Source organism: Peptoniphilus lacydonensis, assembly GCF_900106515.1.
Lineage (GTDB): Bacteria > Bacillota > Clostridia > Tissierellales > Peptoniphilaceae > Peptoniphilus_A > Peptoniphilus_A lacydonensis.
The window spans coordinates 1,081,420-1,097,826 of record NZ_FNWF01000003.1 but is presented as its reverse complement, the minus strand read 5'-3'; the positions used below and the strand labels follow the sequence as shown (position 1 = coordinate 1,097,826).

The following is a 16,407-nucleotide window of genomic DNA, read 5'->3' as shown; positions in this document are numbered from 1 at the left end:
TCTTTGTAAAAATAATATAAAATTATCTTTTTGAGAATTGAGGAGAACGTCTTGCTTTTTTAAGACCGTATTTCTTTCTTTCCTTCATTCTCGGATCTCTTGTCAAGAATCCTGCCTTTTTAAGAACTGATCTGTATTCAGGATCAACTTCAAGAAGTGCTCTTGCAACACCATGTCTAACAGCACCAGCTTGTCCTGAATATCCACCTCCAACTACTTTGACAATTACATCAAAAGATGACTCGGTATCAGTAAGTTCAAGTGGTTCTTTTGCAACTGTTCTTAGAGTTTCATAATCAAAATATTCTTCAATATCTTTTCCATTAATTGTAAATTTTCCATTGCCAGGTAGAAGTCTAACTTGAGCGATGGATTTTTTTCTTCTTCCAGTACCTCTGTATTGTATAGTATCCATTCTTACCTCCAATTAAATTTCATAAACTTCAGGTGATTGAGCAGCATGTGGATGTTCACTACCTGCATAAACTTTTAGTTTTTTAATCATCTTTCTGCCAAGTCTATTCTTAGGAAGCATTCCCTTAACAGCAAGTTCAATAACTTTTTCAGGCCTTTTTTCCATCATTTCAGAATAAACAATTTCTTTTCTTCCGCCTGGATATCCAGTGTGATATGCATGAATCTTTTGATTCATCTTGTTACCTGTCAATACAACTTTGTCTGCATTAATTACAATAACATAGTCCCCACAGTCCACATGTGGTGTATAGATAGGCTTTTTCTTTCCTCTTAATATACTTGCAATTTCAGATGCTACTCTACCAAGTACTTTTCCTTCAGCATCAATTACATACCATTTTCTTTCAACTTCATTTGCTTTAGCCATGTAGCTTTTCAATGAATTTTCCTCCTAAATAGTTTAAAAATTATTCCGGGGCTTTTTAAACATGACCTATATTTTAGACTAGAAAGCCTCTCTTGTCAATATTTATAGGGAATTTTTTATAAATTTATTAGTTTTATTTTTATAAAACTTCTCTTTCTTTTGCTATATTCTCATTTTCAAGAGGAGTTTTATAAATTGAATCCTTTTTGAATTTTTCAATTTGTTTTTTAACTCTGTTTACAGATGCAACAGTACCAACTCCAGCTATACAACCCCCAGGGCAAGCCATACCTTCTAAAAGATACCCGTCTAACTTCCCTGCTTTGGCAACTTTTAGCATCTTCATACATTCAGAAAGTGTGTGAGCCCCTTGGATGTGAATTTCTTTATCTGGATCAAGTTCTTCTGCAACGACTTTAACAGACTGGGCAACACCACCAGCAATTGGATATCCTCTACCTAGCGCAGAGCCGTCTTCAACATCTTCTTCAACTTTTATTTCTGAAGGTTCAACATTCTTTGCTACGAACATTCCCATTAATTCTTCAAAAGTAATCACAAAGTCTACATCAGATTTAACCTTAGTGTCAATTGCTTCTAATTTTTTTGAAGTACAAGGTCCAATAAATACAACTACCGCATCTGGGTCTTGCTCTTTTATGTGATTTGCAGTATATCTCATTGGAGAACCAGAGTCAGAAACTTGCTCGAAAAATTCTGGGAACTCATTTCTAATCATAAGAGTCCAAGAAAAACAACAGCTTGTACCCATAAAAGGTATGTCTTCTGGCACTCTCTCTAGGTATTCCTTTGCTTCGTGAAGAGTCGTAAGGTCTGCTCCAAGTGCAACTTCGATTACATCTTCAAATCCAAGTTGTTTTATGGCTTCTATTATTTGCTCAGCACTTGTGTTTGCACCAAATTGTCCCACGTATGAAGGTGCTATGGCTCCATAAACTTTTTTGCCCGATTTAATTGCCTTTATAAGTTGAAAAATTTGTGTTTTGTCAGATATTGCTCCGAAAGGGCATTCTGCAATACATCTTCCACATGCCACGCATTTATCATGGTCTATTTCTGCCCTCCCATATTCATCTGATGAAATTGCATTTACTCCACAGGCAGCTGCACATGGTCTTTCATATTTTACAATTGCATTATATGGGCAGGCTTCTTCACATCTGCCACATCTTACACATTTTTCTTTATCAATTATAGTCCTATCTTTTCCCATTGAAATTGCATTTACTGGGCACACATTTATACACGGATGCGCAATACATTTCCTACAATTATCAGTAGTATAAAAAGATTTTGTTGGGCAAGATTCACAGCCAAATTTTATAACATTTATAAGTGGTTTTTGATAAGCATTAGTATCTATATCAACTTCATCAAACCCATCAGTAACTTTTTTAAAAACTCCTATCTCTCTAACATCAAGGCCCATTGCAAGTCTAAGCCTTTCATCTACAACTGCTCTTTCTCTAAATATATCATTTCTATACTTTGCAACTTCTCCAGGCACAATTCTATAACTGGAATCCTCAAGAGCAGAAATATCTAAATCATTATAAGCAATTCTTGCAACTTCTGCAAAAACTTTTCTTCTTATGTCAACAAGTGTTCCATAAATTTCTTTCATTTTTTCCCTCTATCTCAAATTCTCAGTTTGCTAATAATTTTTGCACTCACTTCTTGAGCAGTCGCTTTTAGCATTATCTCGTCATCTACAATTACAACAGGTGATGCTTCATTTTTGTGAATTTTGCAATAATCTAAACAATGTGCAAACTCAATTTCTAAATTCTCAGCTGAGCAAAGTTCTGAATCTGGTCCACATAAATGCTCTTGCAAATATTCCACAGCATCGTATATAGCGTTAGCCCCCATAAGGGTACATCTAGCACCCATACAAATAGTAACTTTCATATATCCTCCCTCTTCTTCACTAAACCTAATGATAGTTTAACATTTAACAATTTGTTCTTCAATCTTCATTATAATTAATTTAAATAATTCTATTAATTAATGTTACAATATAAATGAGGTGTTGAATGGAAATTCTAAAAGCATTGAAAAATATTGAGTTATTTAAAAATCTAAATGATTGTGAATTAAATGAAATTAAAAAATTTATGTCTGATATAAAATATTATCCAAGCAGAACTACAATATTTAACGTTGGGGACAAAATTAATAATTTTGGAATTCTATTAAGTGGTCAAATTGAACTTGCAATTGATGATGACTTTGGCAATAAAACTATACTTTCAAAATTATCTGCACCAGCACTTTTTGCAGAATCAGTACTTATACAAAATATAGAAGAAATTCCTCTTTCTGTTGAAAGCACTGTGTATACAGAAGTGATTTTCTTTGACTACAATTCCTTTAAAGAAAGTTCATCAATTTCAAAAGAAAAAGTCAACGACAATTTAATAAAAATCTTGGCAAATAAAAATTTATTTATGCGCGACAAATTAAATCTATTATCTCTTCCATCTACTCGAGCAAAAATTTTATACTTTCTATCTAATGAATCTAGAAAGAATCATTCAAAATATTTCACAATTGACTTTAATATTACAGAACTTGCACAATTTTTAAATTTAAATCGTTCTTCTCTTTCAAGAGAACTTTCAAAACTGAAAAAGGAAGGTCTTATTGACTACGACAACAAAACCTTCCGCATTTTATAGTTAATTTATTTTCTATTTTGATGTGCTATTCTTGCAGATGCCGCTGCAGCTATTGCTGCCACTAAATCATCTGCAAAAGTAGTAACTCTTTCTTCCTTTTTCTTTTCATCTAAATCTTTTATAATTCCAATTTTTTTCTTATCAAGATACCCAAAATTTGTAAGCCCAATGGTTCCATACATATTTATAATGCCAAGAGTTAAAATTTCATCAACTCCATAAAGCCCTTCATCATCATATATAATTGATTGGATAGGCTCTGGAAGCTTTCCTTCATTTGCCAAATCATCTAAGGCAAGTCCTGTAAGTATTGCATGAATTGCTTCTCTTTTTCTAATTACGCTCTCAACACTTTCAAGGCATCTTTCCAAACTCAAATTTTCAATATACTCCCCTTGAAGAACTTGAACAAGTTTTGCTATTTCAATTAATTCAACTCCAAAATCTTCGAGTCTTTTTACAGTTTCATTATAAAGCTCTTCACTATCGTATTTATAAATACTTCCCTTCACAAATCCTCCTATTTAATATTTCTTCTTCTACTTCTAACTCTACTTCTTCTAATAATTTTTGCTCTGGAAATTTTTATGCTAAAGCCATAAATAATACCAGGTATAAGTGCAGCTACTAAAAGACTAAATCCATTGTACTTAATTCCCAAAACTTTTATTGAATAAACTTCTGGCATAAGAAAAAACTCAAGGGGAAACTTCCAATAACTTCCACCCACAGAAGTGCTGAAAATTTTTGTCCCAAGTCCCAAAAATCCAAGTCCAAACAATATAAGACCAATTAAAATAATTAAATTGCCAGCAAAAAAATCCAAACTTTTTGCATTTCTCTTAGAAAGTAATTTTCCAAAATTAAAATACAAAACAAAAATTACAGCTACTACAATTAGTTTGAAAAAAATATTTCCATAAACCAATCTTCTAACAGAATCACTTAAATTTATGAGAGCTGCCAAAAGAAAAGTTATAAAAACTATCAAAATGTGAAAAATTAAACCTCGTGTGTTATTCCTCATGTCAACCCCTAGTCTTTAATATATTCCTTGGCACTGTCAGTGTAATTCAATTTCATATTTTCATCTACCCAAATAATTGCTGAATTAGTTTTTTTTGCCAAACTTTCTATTTCTTCATTGGAAGAATTAAAAGCAGCTGTTGACAAAAAATCACACAATCCCGAATCTTTATTTATAACCGTAACTGACTTTAATCTCCTAGATGGTTTTAAAGTATCCGGATCTATAATATGGCAATACCTAGTTCCATCAACTTCAAAATATCTTTGATAATCACCACTTGTGACAGCAGAAGTATCCTTTAACTTCATCGTTAGAAGAATAGAATTTTCATTTTCTAAATCAGGATTTTGAATTCCAATACTAAAAAATTCACGTCCATCTCCAGGACTTCCTATTATCCTAACATTTCCCCCAGCAGATATTATCCCAGAAGTAACTCCTCTTTCTTCCAATTCTTTTGCCACAATTTCAGTTGCATAACCCTTAGCAGTAGCACCAAGATCGAGCTTCATACCCTCTTTTTCGAGATAAACTTCTTTTTTTTCTTCATTAAGCTTTATATTATTAATATTTGTAAGAGCACGCAATCTTTCTAATTCACTATTCTTTGGAAGAGTAGATCCCTTTATTTCTTTCACTTCAGAAGCAGTTTTTCCACTTTCATATAATTCTCTATAACTATTCCAAAGTTCAGTCACTGGTCCGATAGCAACATCTGTATTGTGTGAAATAATATTATTATCATCAATAGAATTCTTTATTAAATTAAATAAAACATCACCAACTACAACACCCTTAATACCAGAATTGTCATTTATAGTTTTTACATTTGTTATCCCCTCATAGTTTTTATAATTATCAAAAAGTTTGTGAAGTTCTTCAAATCTCTTTTTAGTATATTGCAAATTCTTCTCTGCGAAATCTTTATCATCAGAATAAATTGCAACATCTACAACAGTGTCAAAAGTTTCATAAAATTCCAAATCATATTTTTCAATATTCCCAGAAACTTTAGACCCACTATCTTTAGCATTATTACTACTAATATTTACATTATTTCCATTTTTAATTTTCTGATTATTGTTTTTATTGCAACCTGTAAAAATTAAAATGCTACACATAATCACAATTAAAAAGTTTTTCCTCATAATATCACCTCTTACATGATACCATTTAGAGATATCTCTTTACAATAGAGGATTCATACCAATTATTTTTAAAATTCACTTTAACACGACTAAATTTTTTCACATTTTATTAAAAATAAAAAGAGGTCACAAACAAATGCAACCTCTCAAAAATTTACAATTTTTAAAAGAAAATTAAATTTCAGCTTTAATTTTCTTTTCTCTTTCAATTGATTCAATTAATTTTGGAACAACTGCGTTAATATCACCAACTACACCAAGATCAGCTATTTCAAAAATTGCTGCTTCTGGGTCTTTATTAACTGCTATGATAAGATCAGAATCTTCCATACCTGCAACGTGTTGGATTGCTCCAGAGATACCCATTGCAAAATAAAGTTCTGGTCTTACAGTTTTCCCAGTTTGTCCAACTTGGTGATCTTTTGTAATCCAACCAGAGTCAACTGATGCTCTTGATGCAGAAATTTCTGCTTCCAATGTATCAGCAAGTTCTTGAAGTGGTTTAAATCCTTCTGGTCCACCAATTCCACGTCCACCTGATACTAAGATTTTTGCTTCTGTAATATCTTTCTTTTGAGATTCTTGTTTAGAAATTTCTTTTATTTCTACATTCATATCAGAGTCATCAAATTCAACTTTAAATTCTTCAATTTCACCTTTTCTTGAACCATCAGAATCAAGTGCTTGCATAACTCCTGGTCTAACTGTTGCCATTTGTGGTCTAAAGTCTTCGCAAAGAATTGTTGCCATTAGATTACCACCAAAAGCAGGTCTTGTCATCATTAGGTTTTTAGATTCTTCATCTATTTCAAGTTTTGTACAGTCAGCAGTAAGTCCTGTGTGAATTCTTGCTGCAAGTCTTGGAGCAAGGTCACGACCTATTGATGACGCACCGTAAATTACGATTTCAGGATCTTTTTCTTTTATGATTTGTGTAATTGCTTTTGCATATGGTTCTGTAACATATTCTTTAAGCATTTCATCTTCTACTACAATAACTTTATCTGCTCCGTGTTTTATAAGAATTTCTGCATGATCTTTTACTTTTTCGCCAAGTAACATTGCAACAACATTTTGTCCTAGAGCATCGGCAAGTTCTCTTGCCTTTCCTAAAAGTTCTATTCCAACTTTTTCAAGTTGATTATCTCTTTGTTCTATAAATACAAATACATCTTTACTCATTTTTAAACCCCCAATTAGATAATATACTTTTCTTGAAGTTTAGCAACGATAGCTTGAGCTGCTTCATCTGCAGTAAGGTCTGTTAAAAGAACTCCTTTACCTTTACCTTGTTTAGGGAAAGATTTTTTAACTTTTGTAGGTGATCCCTTGAGTCCTATGTTTGCCATATCTAACTTGTCTTTAATATCTTCAAGTCCCCAAACTTTGATTTCTTTTTGATAAGCTTCAAAAACCTTACCAATTGTCATATATCTAGGTTCAGCTAATTCTGCAATAGCAGTAATTAAGCATGGGAATTTAACATCTATAATGTGATATCTGTCTTCAAATTGTCTTTTTACAGTAACACCTTTCTTATCGCCGTCAAGTTTTAGTTCTTCAACATAAGAAACTTGTGGAACTCCAAGATGTTCTGCAATTTGTGGTCCAACTTGTGCAGTATCTCCATCAATTGCTTGTCTACCACAAACAACAATATCAAAATCAATATGTTGTAAAGCAGCAGTAATTGTGCATGAAGTTGCCCAAGTATCAGCTCCACCAAAAGCTCTATCACTTACAAGAATTGCTTCGTCTGCTCCCATTGCAAGTGCTTCTCTTAATGCCATTTCAGCTTGTGGAGGTCCCATTGATACTACAGTTACTTTCACATCATCAGGATTTTCATCTTTAAGTCTTAGAGCAATTTCAAGACCTGATTTATCATCAGGGTTAATTATACTTGGAACACCTTCTCTAATAAGAGTGTTTGTAACAGGGTCAAGTCTAACTTCATTAGTGTCAGGTACTTGTTTAATACATACTAATATATTCATCTATAATACTCCTTCCGATTATTTAACGCCCATCCAGCCAGATACAACCATCTTCATTACTTCAGATGTACCTTCATAAATTTCAGTAATCTTAGCATCTCTCATCATTCTTTCAATTGGATAGTCACGAGTGTAACCATAACCACCGAATAATTGAAGACATCTTCTAGTTATATCGCTAGCTGCGTCAGCTGCAAATAATTTAGCCATAGCTGCATAATGTCCATAAGCTTCCCCATGGTATTTTGCATCAGCTGCTCTATAAACTAAAAGTTGAGCTGCTTCTGCTGTAGATTTCATATCTGCAAGTTCAAATTGAGTATTTTGGAATTGAGAAATTCTTCTTCCAAATTGTTTTCTTTCAGAAGTGTATTTAACAGTTTCGTCAATTGCACCTTCAGCAATACCTAGAGCTTGTGATGCAATACCAATTCTTCCTCCATCAAGAGTTTTCATTGCAAGCGCAAATCCTTTTCCTTCTCTTCCAAGAAGATTTTCCTTTGGTATTCTACAATCTTCAAAAATAAGTTCGCAAGTAGAAGATCCTCTAATACCCATCTTATCTTCTGGTTCACCAACAGTAAATCCTGGAGTTCCTCTTTCAACTATGAAAGCAGAAATTCCTCTTGTTCCTTTAGTTCTGTCAGTCATTGCAATTATAACAAATACATCAGCAAATCCTGCATTTGTTATAAAAATCTTAGAACCATTAAGTACATATTCATCACCATCAAGTACAGCAGTTGTTCTTTGTCCACTTGCATCAGTACCAGCACCTGGTTCAGTAAGTCCAAAGGCACCAATCTTTTTACCTGCTAATAAATCTGGTAAATATTTTTTCTTTTGTTCTTCTGTACCATTTTCATAAATTGGAGCACAACAAAGTGAAGTGTGAGCAGATACAATTACACCAGTAGTTGCACATTTTTTTGAAAGTTCTTCAACTGCCATTGAATAAGCTAAATAATCTGCACCTTGTCCACCATATTCTTTTGGAAATGGTATTCCGAAGAAACCATATTTGGCCATTTTTTTAACATTTTCCATAGGAACTTCTTCTGTTGCATCAACATCAGCAGCAACAGGTTCTACTTCAGTTTCAGCAAATGCACGATACATTTGTTGTAACAATAGATGTTCCTTGTCCATTCTAAAATCCATTTAAAATCCCCCTAACAATTATTCTAAAGAATGTTATTTAATTAACATACCACTGTTTCCATTATATCATTATGCGTTAGTTTTTCAAGCTTTCTTTTGTCAAAAAACTTTAATTAACCTTGTCTTAGCAATATTTTAAACTTGCAATTATAGTAAAATTTTATAAACAAATCATTCTTTATTACTTAAATTTTTGATTTTATTTAACTAAAAGTATTTAAACTTTTATAGATTTATAAATTACTTTTTTAATCTGCCATTTTTTCTTTTCTGAACTTCCTGAAAACATTTTTTAATTTCATATATCAAAGAAAATATTTTCATTAAATAAACTCTAGCATAATATAATAAAATTTCACCAAAATAAAAAGGCGGTCAACCCGCCTAATATTAAATATCTGCCTTAACAACAAGAACAGACTTTTTAGAATGATTTATAACTTTATTTGAAACAGATCCAAGAAGCGTTCTTGAAAAAGCACCAAGACCTCTGTTTCCCATTATAATAAAATCAACATCTTTTTCATCTGCAAACTTACAAATTTGTTCTCCAGGATTTCCTGAAGTGTAAAAAGTTTCTACATTAAAAGGATATCCACTTAAATCTGTTTCCGCGTTATTTAAAATCATTTCTGCTCTTTCAACATTTGCCTTGTCTATTTCAAGTGTGAAATTAAAATTAGCAGGATATTGTTCAAACACAGATGTTTCTGGAGTAACCGTCAAGATTAAAAGATCGGCTTCTAATTTTTCTCCCATCTCTCTTGCTACGTCAATAGACTTTTTTGAACTTTTTGATCCATCAATTGGCACTAATATCTTCATCTTTACCTCCTGTATTTTTTTATTATACATTTCGACATAATTATTATACCCTAAAAAATAAACTTTTAAAATATTATAGTAATTCTTTATAAAGATAAATTGCCTTCATTTTAAAAAATACAAAAATTGTTGACAAATATCAAAATAAGATTTACTATCGAACATTCCCTTTGTGCTAATGAGCTTAATTGATATAACTCTTTTATTTAAAATTAGAAAGAGATATGAATTTAAAAATTTATACATCTATGTGTTCTTTAGCTTTTTATTTTATGTCTCAGTAATTCTTTTTAAGAAAATAAATCCTGCTATTGCTATGTTAATGATGCCAAAAACTATAATGTATGTCTTAATTGTAATTAAACTGTATAAAATAATCATTATAAAAGCGGCAAGGTTTCCCCTGCCGCCTTAATTAGACCTTAGTCCATCATAATTTAATTTTAAAAGTTTATTTTAAACTTATTTCCAAACACTTGAATCTCCAGATTTAGAAGCTTTGTGTCCATTAGAAGCATCTAGAATTTCATAATATGCCCAGTGGCTCTTAGATACATCTGTAAATTTCTTTAGTGAACTTTCATTTACATCTGAAAGAGAACTTGATTTAGTATTTCTGCCAAATACTGAATTAAGAATTGTTACAGCTTCTGCTCTTGTTAGTTTTTGATCTGGCTTGAAAGTGCCATCTTTATAACCACTCACAATTTTATTTCCATAAAGTTCATTTATTGCATCAGATGCCCAGTGACCCTTTACATCTTTGAAAGAACCAGTTCCTGGATAACCATCTTTAACAAATACAGAAATCATTTGTGCAAATTCTGCTCTCGTAATGGAATTATTTGGTTTAAATGTATTGTCAGAATATCCCTTTATAAATCCTTTGGATACTGCAAAATTAATTTCATCAGAATACCAAGCGTCATTTGCATCTTTAAAGTCTGTCTTAGAATTCTTTGGAACTTCTTTTCCATCATTTACAAGTGTTACAAACATTCTAACAGCTTCTGCTCTTGTAACTTCTTTTTCAGGTTTAAACGTTCCATCAGGAAATCCTGCAATATAGCCAACTTGTTTTTCTGCATCAGTATCTACTGATGTACCTTCAACTTTGTATTCAGCAGTCTTTGCAACCTTATCAGATTCTTTTGATTCAACTTTAATAGTTTCGCCAGCTTTTAGTTCTCTATTTAAAGTGACATTGTATATACCAGTGTCACCTGCAGTTGCACTACCAAGTTTAACCCCGTTTGAATCATAAATAGTTACATCTGCATTTGCCCCTGCATTACCTCTTACATATTTTGCTCCAGCACTAACTGTGTTTATAGTAGGAATAATTGAATATCCATTATTTGTGCTGTATTTGCTACCATATACATAATATTCTAAACTTCTTGAAGTAGAAATAGAAGGGCTGTCCCATGTTACTCTGAAATATCCATCACTATCAGTTGTGTCGCTTCCAAGATAATCATCTCCGTCATATACATATACTCTCGTATTTGTATATCCTTTTAAATATCCCTTTGTTGAATATTTAGTTCTTGATATATCTGTTGGATAAACTCTTTTGTCATAATCATCTTTGTAATATCTGTCGAATCTATCATATCTGTAATTTCTGCCATTTGAATAGTATCCATCTAATTCATACTTATCTGATTCATAACCACTTTTTTCTGCCTTTAGATATCCATCATAATATCTTCTAGAACGTCTACTTCTAGATGGTCTATAATCTGTCCAATATTTTTTACCATTTCTATAATAATACCAACTATCACCATCTCTGTAATAACGGTATCCATTATAATAATAGTCATCGTCATCATCATATCCATAGTCATAACCTATATATATGTCAAAATATCCATCTTCATCTGTTGTAGTAGACTTTCCTGTCTTATCTCCATCATAATCATAAAGAGTAACTGTAGCTCCTTCGACAGCGTCGCCATCAGAAGTTACCTCTCCATAAAATCTTCCATTTCTTATGTGTCTTTCAGAAATAGAAAGCTCTCTTGAAACTGGTTCAGAAGATTCTTCTTTTTCCCATTTTGCAGTTAAAACTGTGTCAGTTGTAATAGCTCTATCAAAATCAAATTCGGTATCCCCATCATACCAACCTTTGAACTTATATCCTTCTTTTGTTGGTGCTGCTGGAGCTTTTGCAGTCTCCCCTTTTTTAATTGTTTTAACTGTTACTTCACTTTCTCTGCCTGAATCAAATGTTACTGTTACTTCTTCAGTATCTTGGACAGATGGATTTTCTTCTCCAGTTGCTGATTCTCTAGCTGATTCTCCTACTGTAGTTTTATCTGATGCTCCTTCCTTTTCGTCTGCAAAAACATTAAATGGCATTGCTGTTATCATTACCCCAGCAAGTGCTAGACTAAGTAATTTTTTATTGTTCATAAACTCTCCTCCTTATAATAAATTAATTTAAAATATTTTTCTCAGTACTATTATACCCAATAATAAAAAATTTTTTAGCATTTTACAAAAGTTTAGAAAATTTAATAATTCTGTAACATTACTTAGATAAATTTATAAAATTTTATTTCAAAAAAATAAAAAACAGGCAAAATTTACCTTAATAAAAAATTTGCCTGAAATATTTCATAAACAATTTATTTTAGTCGACCTTTTTTAATCAGCTTTTTTACCACACATTTACAAGTAACATTGATATATCATCTTTTTGAGTTCCTTCGTTAAATTCAATAAGCTCACTTTCTAAAATTTCTAAAATATCACTATTATTATTGGAAATAATTTCACGAACTCTATCATATCCAAAGACTTCCTTATCTGAATTTCTAGCTTCCACTACACCATCTGTCATAAATAAAAGATAATCGCCAGAAAAAAGTTTTATTTCATTTTCTTCATAATTAGGATTCGCAAAAAATCTCGAGATAGGATAACCTTCTGCTTCCAAACTTTTAAATTCTCTATCTCTTACTCTCATGGGCATTGGCAAATGACCTGCATTTGAAAATACAAATTTATCTTCTTTCCTATTATAAACACCATAAAAACAAGTAAAATAATTTTCTATTTCAAGTCTTAAACTTGTAAATCTTTCTGAAATTTCTTCAAGAGTTTTCTTTGGAGAAATAAGCGTACTGTCCTCAAGAGTTCTTATAACAGATTTTATAAACATGGTTACCATAGATGCCGCAAAGCCATGTCCCACTGAATCAGCTATATAAACCGCAATATTTTCGTTGTCAATTTCAAATACATCAAACATATCTCCACTTAAAATTGTAGAAGGATTGTAAACATAATTTATTTTTAAATTTTTTATAAATCCTTTTTTTGGGAGAACTGTCTGTTGAATTATAGATGCAGCAATAGTTTCACTTGTCATAAATCTATTTTTTTCGATTATTTCTTTTTGGAGTTTTCTCGCCATTGTGACATTTCTAAAGACCTCTACAACTCCCAAGATTTGCCCATGTTTATTTATTATTGGAGAGCATTTTACAGAAAAAATCATACTTCCAATATTCTCTTCTCTTTGAATGACTTCACCACTTAAAAGAGCACGTCTAGTTATTTCAGGATCAAAAAGATCCTCTCCAATTACACAAACTTTTTTGTCCCTGTCATAACCCAAAAGATCTTCCATAGCTTTATTTACAAAGATAACTTTTTCATTGTAATCAAGAACTCGGACTAAATCTGCAATTGCATTTAAAACTTGAAAATCAATTTTGTCATCTATCTTGTCTTCATTTAAATAATTTGTCAATGCGTCATCCTCTTTCACCATATTATTTACAGTATAGCAAATTGTTTTTAACTTAACAATTACTATCTTTTTGGTTTTGGACCATAGTATTGATAGTAATAAGTTTTCAGTCTTCCATTGTAGAGTTTTCTATTTCTGTCTGCTCTTCTCCCAAAATTTTTCTCAAAATTTTCATTTCCTGTGATTATATAAAAAGACCAAGTATCTAGACTTTTAGCAAGTTTCCCCAGTTCCCTATTTAATTCATCTACATCTTCTTTTCCAATTCTCTCTCCATAAGGAGGATTTGTTATTAGAACTCCATAATCATCAGGAAGATCCAAATCCCTTATGTCCTTTTGAAAAAAAGAGATATCTTCATCTAGTCCAAGTATCTCTGCATTTGTCCTTGCAATTTGGATTGCCTTATGAGATACATCTGATGCTAAAATTTCAAGCTTTTCGTCATATTTTATTTCGCCATAACATTTTTTCTTTTCCTCTTTAAAAATTTCTGGATTTAAAAACTTAAAATTTTCAAAATCAAAATCCCTCATAAGTCCAGGTGCAATGTTTTTTTCTATCATTGCAGCTTCTATGAGAATAGTGCCTGAACCACAGAATGGATCTGCAAGAACCCTATCTTTATTCCAAAAAGAAAGTTTTATAAGACTTGCCGCAATTGTTTCTGAAAGTGGTGCTTTATAATTTACCTCTCTATACCCTCTTTTGTGAAGCCCATTTCCTGATGTGTCCATTGTGATTTCTGCAATATCATTTAAAAGAGATACTTCTACCTTAACTCTAGGGCCACTTTTTTCAAACCAAGCAACTTTATACTTCATCTTTAATTTTTCTATAATTGCTTTTTCAGTAATTCTTTGACAGTCTGAAATAGAAAATAATTTCGACTTCCTACTTCTGCCCTGTATTATAAAATTGTCGCTTTCGCTTATATAATCCCACCATCTTATTTCAAAAACTTTATCAAAGAGTTCTTCAAAAGTTTCCGCCTTAAAAGAATCAATTAAAAGTAAAACTCTCTCTGCCGTTCTAAGTCTTAAATTTAAAATAGGAATATCCTCTAGCCCACAATTTATTTCAATCTTTCCATCGCTCACCTTTAAATTATCGTATCCAAGATCAATTAGTTCTCTCTTAGTAACTGCCTCCAGCCCAATATTTGTAGTTGCGATAAGTTTTATTTCTTTCATTTAACACCTCTTTCTTATTATACTAGAAATAAATTTCTTTGTCTTTCTTTTAAATATATGTGTTAATTTATTTAATTTAGGGTAATAATTTTATATAACAAAAATATTTACTTTGGGGGTAATAAAAATGAAATTAACTGAAACAGTACAAACTGCTGATTTTAAAACAGAAAAACACGTTCCTGTAATTCACGTAGAAAAAGAAGAAGGGCTTCTAAAAATCAAAACAATTGTTGGTGAAGAAATTGAACATCCAAACACTTTGGAACACCACATTGCATGGATTAAAGTATTCTTCAAACCTGAAGGAGAAAAATTCCCAACAGAAGTCGGTTCTTATGAATTTAATGCTCATGGCGAAGGCGAAATCGAAACTGTTCCTTGTGTAGAAACTGCTGTTAAAACTGACAAGGGTGGAGAAGTTTACGCACTAAGTTATTGTAATATTCATGGATTATGGGAAAACTCAGTAGAAGCTTAATAAATTCAAAATTTTTATAAACTTTTAAAAAAGGACGAGGTTTTTATTCCCCGTCCCTATTTTTACATATTTTATCTAAATTAAATTATAAAGAAGCTTTATAAATTTCTAAAATGTCTTCTTTTTTAAGTTCTACAACACCTTTTATTGAGCCACCAGCGTGCTTTGCTGCTCTATCTGCCATCTCTTCTAACTTTTCATCGTCTATTCCCACTTCTCCAAGTGTCATTGGAATCATCATATCTTGTTCAAAGAACATATGAAGTGCAGAGATTGCTCTTTTTGCATCGTTAAATTTATTTTCTGTTTCCTTTATTCCAAATACATTTATTCCAAAAGCTCTAATCATATCAACTGTTTCATCGCTTAATATGTGATTTAAAAATCTTGGAGTTAAAATTGCAAGTCCAATTCCATGAGTTATATCATAAAATGCAGAAAGTTCGTGTTCCATTGGGTGAACTGACCAAGGTGTTTCCTTTCCTGTTGAAAGAAGCCCATTAATTGCCCAAGTTGATGCCCACATAATATTTGCCCTCGCATCATAATTTTCTGGCTCTTCCATGGCAATTGGTCCATAGTGTATGCAAGTTTTTAAAATTCCCTCAGAAAGTTTATTTTGCATATATGCTCCATCATCTAGTGTAAAATAATTTTCCATAGTGTGACTCATTATGTCTGCAACACCTGCCGCAGTATGTTTTGCATTTACTGAATAAGTTACTTCTGGATTTAGTATGGAAAATTTTGGAAGAGTATATTCTGAGCCAAAAGCAAGTTTTTGCGTAGTTTCTGGATTTGTTATTACTCCACCTTTGTCCATTTCTGAGCCTGTGGCTGCAAGTGTCAATATTGTTCCTATTGGAAGTGCTTTATTTATCTTTTCTTTTCTAATTACAATATCCCATGGATCGCCATCAATAAATACTGCACCAGCAACAAGTTTTGATAAATCTATTACAGATCCACCACCAACTGCAAGGATAAAGTCAAGCTTATTTTCTTTTACAATTTTTACACCTTCTCTTGCAGATTCAACTCTTGGATTTGGCTCAATGCCTGAAAGTTCCTTATAAAAAATATTATTTTCTTTAAATATTTTTATTATTTCATCATAAAGTCCATTCCTTTTTATTGAACCTCCCCCATAGGCAAGCAAAACTCTACTGCCATATTTTTTTATCTCACTTGCCAAATTTTTCATTTGATCTTTTCCAAAAAGTATCTTTGTGTCTACATTAAAAATAAAATCCTTCATAA

Annotated in this window: 17 protein-coding genes; 2 read left to right on the top strand and 15 right to left on the bottom strand. The window is 31.8% G+C overall.

Annotated features, from left to right (window positions below):
• Positions 1-22: 22 nt before the first annotated feature.
• From rpsI to BQ5450_RS06920, 4 genes are all read right to left on the bottom strand, one after another.
• Positions 23-415, bottom strand: a complete 393-nt coding sequence (rpsI, locus tag BQ5450_RS06935) for a 30S ribosomal protein S9 (protein ID WP_010247555.1) — start codon at positions 413-415, stop codon at positions 23-25.
• A gap of 12 nt (positions 416-427) precedes the next feature.
• Positions 428-856 carry a 50S ribosomal protein L13 gene (rplM, locus tag BQ5450_RS06930; protein ID WP_010247554.1) on the bottom strand — a complete coding sequence of 143 codons (429 nt, stop codon included), beginning with the start codon at positions 854-856 and terminating at the stop codon, positions 428-430.
• Positions 857-983: 127 nt separating this feature from the next.
• The gene (locus tag BQ5450_RS06925) at positions 984-2,489 is read right to left on the bottom strand and encodes a 4Fe-4S dicluster domain-containing protein (RefSeq protein ID WP_071126396.1); all 1,506 of its coding nucleotides are present in this window, start codon (positions 2,487-2,489) and stop codon (positions 984-986) included.
• A 14-nt stretch (positions 2,490-2,503) separates the two neighbouring features.
• Positions 2,504-2,806 (bottom strand): NAD(P)H-dependent oxidoreductase subunit E, encoded by a 303-nt coding sequence (locus tag BQ5450_RS06920; protein WP_267888189.1) that lies wholly within the window; start codon positions 2,804-2,806, stop codon positions 2,504-2,506.
• Positions 2,807-2,901: 95 nt separating this feature from the next.
• On the opposite strand from BQ5450_RS06920, the gene BQ5450_RS06915 reads away from it, so the two are divergent.
• Complete coding sequence (locus tag BQ5450_RS06915) at positions 2,902-3,546, top strand: Crp/Fnr family transcriptional regulator (RefSeq protein ID WP_010247547.1); 645 nt, start codon at positions 2,902-2,904, stop codon at positions 3,544-3,546.
• Between the two features lie 5 nt (positions 3,547-3,551).
• Here the strand turns inward: BQ5450_RS06915 and BQ5450_RS06910 are convergent, their stop codons facing one another.
• From BQ5450_RS06910 to BQ5450_RS06865, 10 genes are all read right to left on the bottom strand, one after another.
• On the bottom strand, positions 3,552-4,058 hold the full coding sequence (locus tag BQ5450_RS06910) for a phosphatidylglycerophosphatase A family protein (RefSeq protein ID WP_010247545.1): 507 nt from the start codon (positions 4,056-4,058) through the stop codon (positions 3,552-3,554).
• Between the two features lie 8 nt (positions 4,059-4,066).
• Positions 4,067-4,573 carry a hypothetical protein gene (locus BQ5450_RS06905; protein WP_071126395.1) on the bottom strand — a complete coding sequence of 169 codons (507 nt, stop codon included), beginning with the start codon at positions 4,571-4,573 and terminating at the stop codon, positions 4,067-4,069.
• 8 nt (positions 4,574-4,581) lie between these two features.
• On the bottom strand, positions 4,582-5,724 hold the full coding sequence (locus tag BQ5450_RS06900; protein ID WP_071126394.1) for an FAD:protein FMN transferase: 1,143 nt from the start codon (positions 5,722-5,724) through the stop codon (positions 4,582-4,584).
• Between the two features lie 174 nt (positions 5,725-5,898).
• Entirely contained in the window at positions 5,899-6,906 is a 1,008-nt protein-coding gene (locus BQ5450_RS06895; protein ID WP_010247539.1) for an electron transfer flavoprotein subunit alpha/FixB family protein, read from the bottom strand.
• A 14-nt stretch (positions 6,907-6,920) separates the two neighbouring features.
• Positions 6,921-7,721 (bottom strand): electron transfer flavoprotein subunit beta/FixA family protein, encoded by an 801-nt coding sequence (locus tag BQ5450_RS06890; RefSeq protein ID WP_071126393.1) that lies wholly within the window; start codon positions 7,719-7,721, stop codon positions 6,921-6,923.
• Between the two features lie 18 nt (positions 7,722-7,739).
• The gene (locus BQ5450_RS06885; RefSeq protein WP_010247535.1) at positions 7,740-8,882 is read right to left on the bottom strand and encodes an acyl-CoA dehydrogenase; all 1,143 of its coding nucleotides are present in this window, start codon (positions 8,880-8,882) and stop codon (positions 7,740-7,742) included.
• Between the two features lie 390 nt (positions 8,883-9,272).
• A complete protein-coding gene (locus BQ5450_RS06880; RefSeq protein WP_010247534.1) occupies positions 9,273-9,707 on the bottom strand; it encodes a universal stress protein in 435 nt (144 codons plus the stop codon).
• 462 nt (positions 9,708-10,169) lie between these two features.
• Entirely contained in the window at positions 10,170-12,128 is a 1,959-nt protein-coding gene (locus BQ5450_RS08905; RefSeq protein ID WP_083379746.1) for an S-layer homology domain-containing protein, read from the bottom strand.
• Between the two features lie 247 nt (positions 12,129-12,375).
• A complete protein-coding gene (locus tag BQ5450_RS06870; protein WP_234347001.1) occupies positions 12,376-13,473 on the bottom strand; it encodes a PP2C family protein-serine/threonine phosphatase in 1,098 nt (365 codons plus the stop codon).
• A gap of 62 nt (positions 13,474-13,535) precedes the next feature.
• Positions 13,536-14,666 (bottom strand): THUMP domain-containing class I SAM-dependent RNA methyltransferase, encoded by a 1,131-nt coding sequence (locus BQ5450_RS06865; RefSeq protein ID WP_071126391.1) that lies wholly within the window; start codon positions 14,664-14,666, stop codon positions 13,536-13,538.
• A gap of 127 nt (positions 14,667-14,793) precedes the next feature.
• Here BQ5450_RS06865 and BQ5450_RS06860 point away from each other — a divergent pair, with 127 nt between their 5' ends.
• Positions 14,794-15,147, top strand: coding sequence for a class II SORL domain-containing protein (locus BQ5450_RS06860; protein WP_010247387.1), 354 nt, complete (start codon positions 14,794-14,796; stop codon positions 15,145-15,147).
• 85 nt (positions 15,148-15,232) lie between these two features.
• Here the strand turns inward: BQ5450_RS06860 and BQ5450_RS06855 are convergent, their stop codons facing one another.
• Positions 15,233-16,405 carry an iron-containing alcohol dehydrogenase gene (locus BQ5450_RS06855; protein WP_071126390.1) on the bottom strand — a complete coding sequence of 391 codons (1,173 nt, stop codon included), beginning with the start codon at positions 16,403-16,405 and terminating at the stop codon, positions 15,233-15,235.
• Positions 16,406-16,407 lie beyond the last annotated feature (2 nt).

Bases quoted from the DNA above. Each gene is read 5' to 3' on its own strand.
- rpsI (WP_010247555.1), bottom strand. From the start codon at position 415: ATGGATACTATACAATACAGAGGTACTGGAAGAAGAAAAAAATCCATC.
- BQ5450_RS06925 (WP_071126396.1), bottom strand. From the start codon at position 2,489: ATGAAAGAAATTTATGGAACACTTGTTGACATAAGAAGAAAAGTTTTT.
- BQ5450_RS06915 (WP_010247547.1), top strand. From the start codon at position 2,902: ATGGAAATTCTAAAAGCATTGAAAAATATTGAGTTATTTAAAAATCTA.
- BQ5450_RS06905 (WP_071126395.1), bottom strand. From the start codon at position 4,573: ATGAGGAATAACACACGAGGTTTAATTTTTCACATTTTGATAGTTTTT.
- BQ5450_RS06900 (WP_071126394.1), bottom strand. From the start codon at position 5,724: ATGAGGAAAAACTTTTTAATTGTGATTATGTGTAGCATTTTAATTTTT.
- BQ5450_RS06895 (WP_010247539.1), bottom strand. From the start codon at position 6,906: ATGAGTAAAGATGTATTTGTATTTATAGAACAAAGAGATAATCAACTT.
- BQ5450_RS06890 (WP_071126393.1), bottom strand. From the start codon at position 7,721: ATGAATATATTAGTATGTATTAAACAAGTACCTGACACTAATGAAGTT.
- BQ5450_RS06885 (WP_010247535.1), bottom strand. From the start codon at position 8,882: ATGGATTTTAGAATGGACAAGGAACATCTATTGTTACAACAAATGTAT.
- BQ5450_RS06880 (WP_010247534.1), bottom strand. From the start codon at position 9,707: ATGAAGATATTAGTGCCAATTGATGGATCAAAAAGTTCAAAAAAGTCT.
- BQ5450_RS08905 (WP_083379746.1), bottom strand. From the start codon at position 12,128: ATGAACAATAAAAAATTACTTAGTCTAGCACTTGCTGGGGTAATGATA.
- BQ5450_RS06865 (WP_071126391.1), bottom strand. From the start codon at position 14,666: ATGAAAGAAATAAAACTTATCGCAACTACAAATATTGGGCTGGAGGCA.
- BQ5450_RS06860 (WP_010247387.1), top strand. From the start codon at position 14,794: ATGAAATTAACTGAAACAGTACAAACTGCTGATTTTAAAACAGAAAAA.
- BQ5450_RS06855 (WP_071126390.1), bottom strand. From the start codon at position 16,405: ATGAAGGATTTTATTTTTAATGTAGACACAAAGATACTTTTTGGAAAA.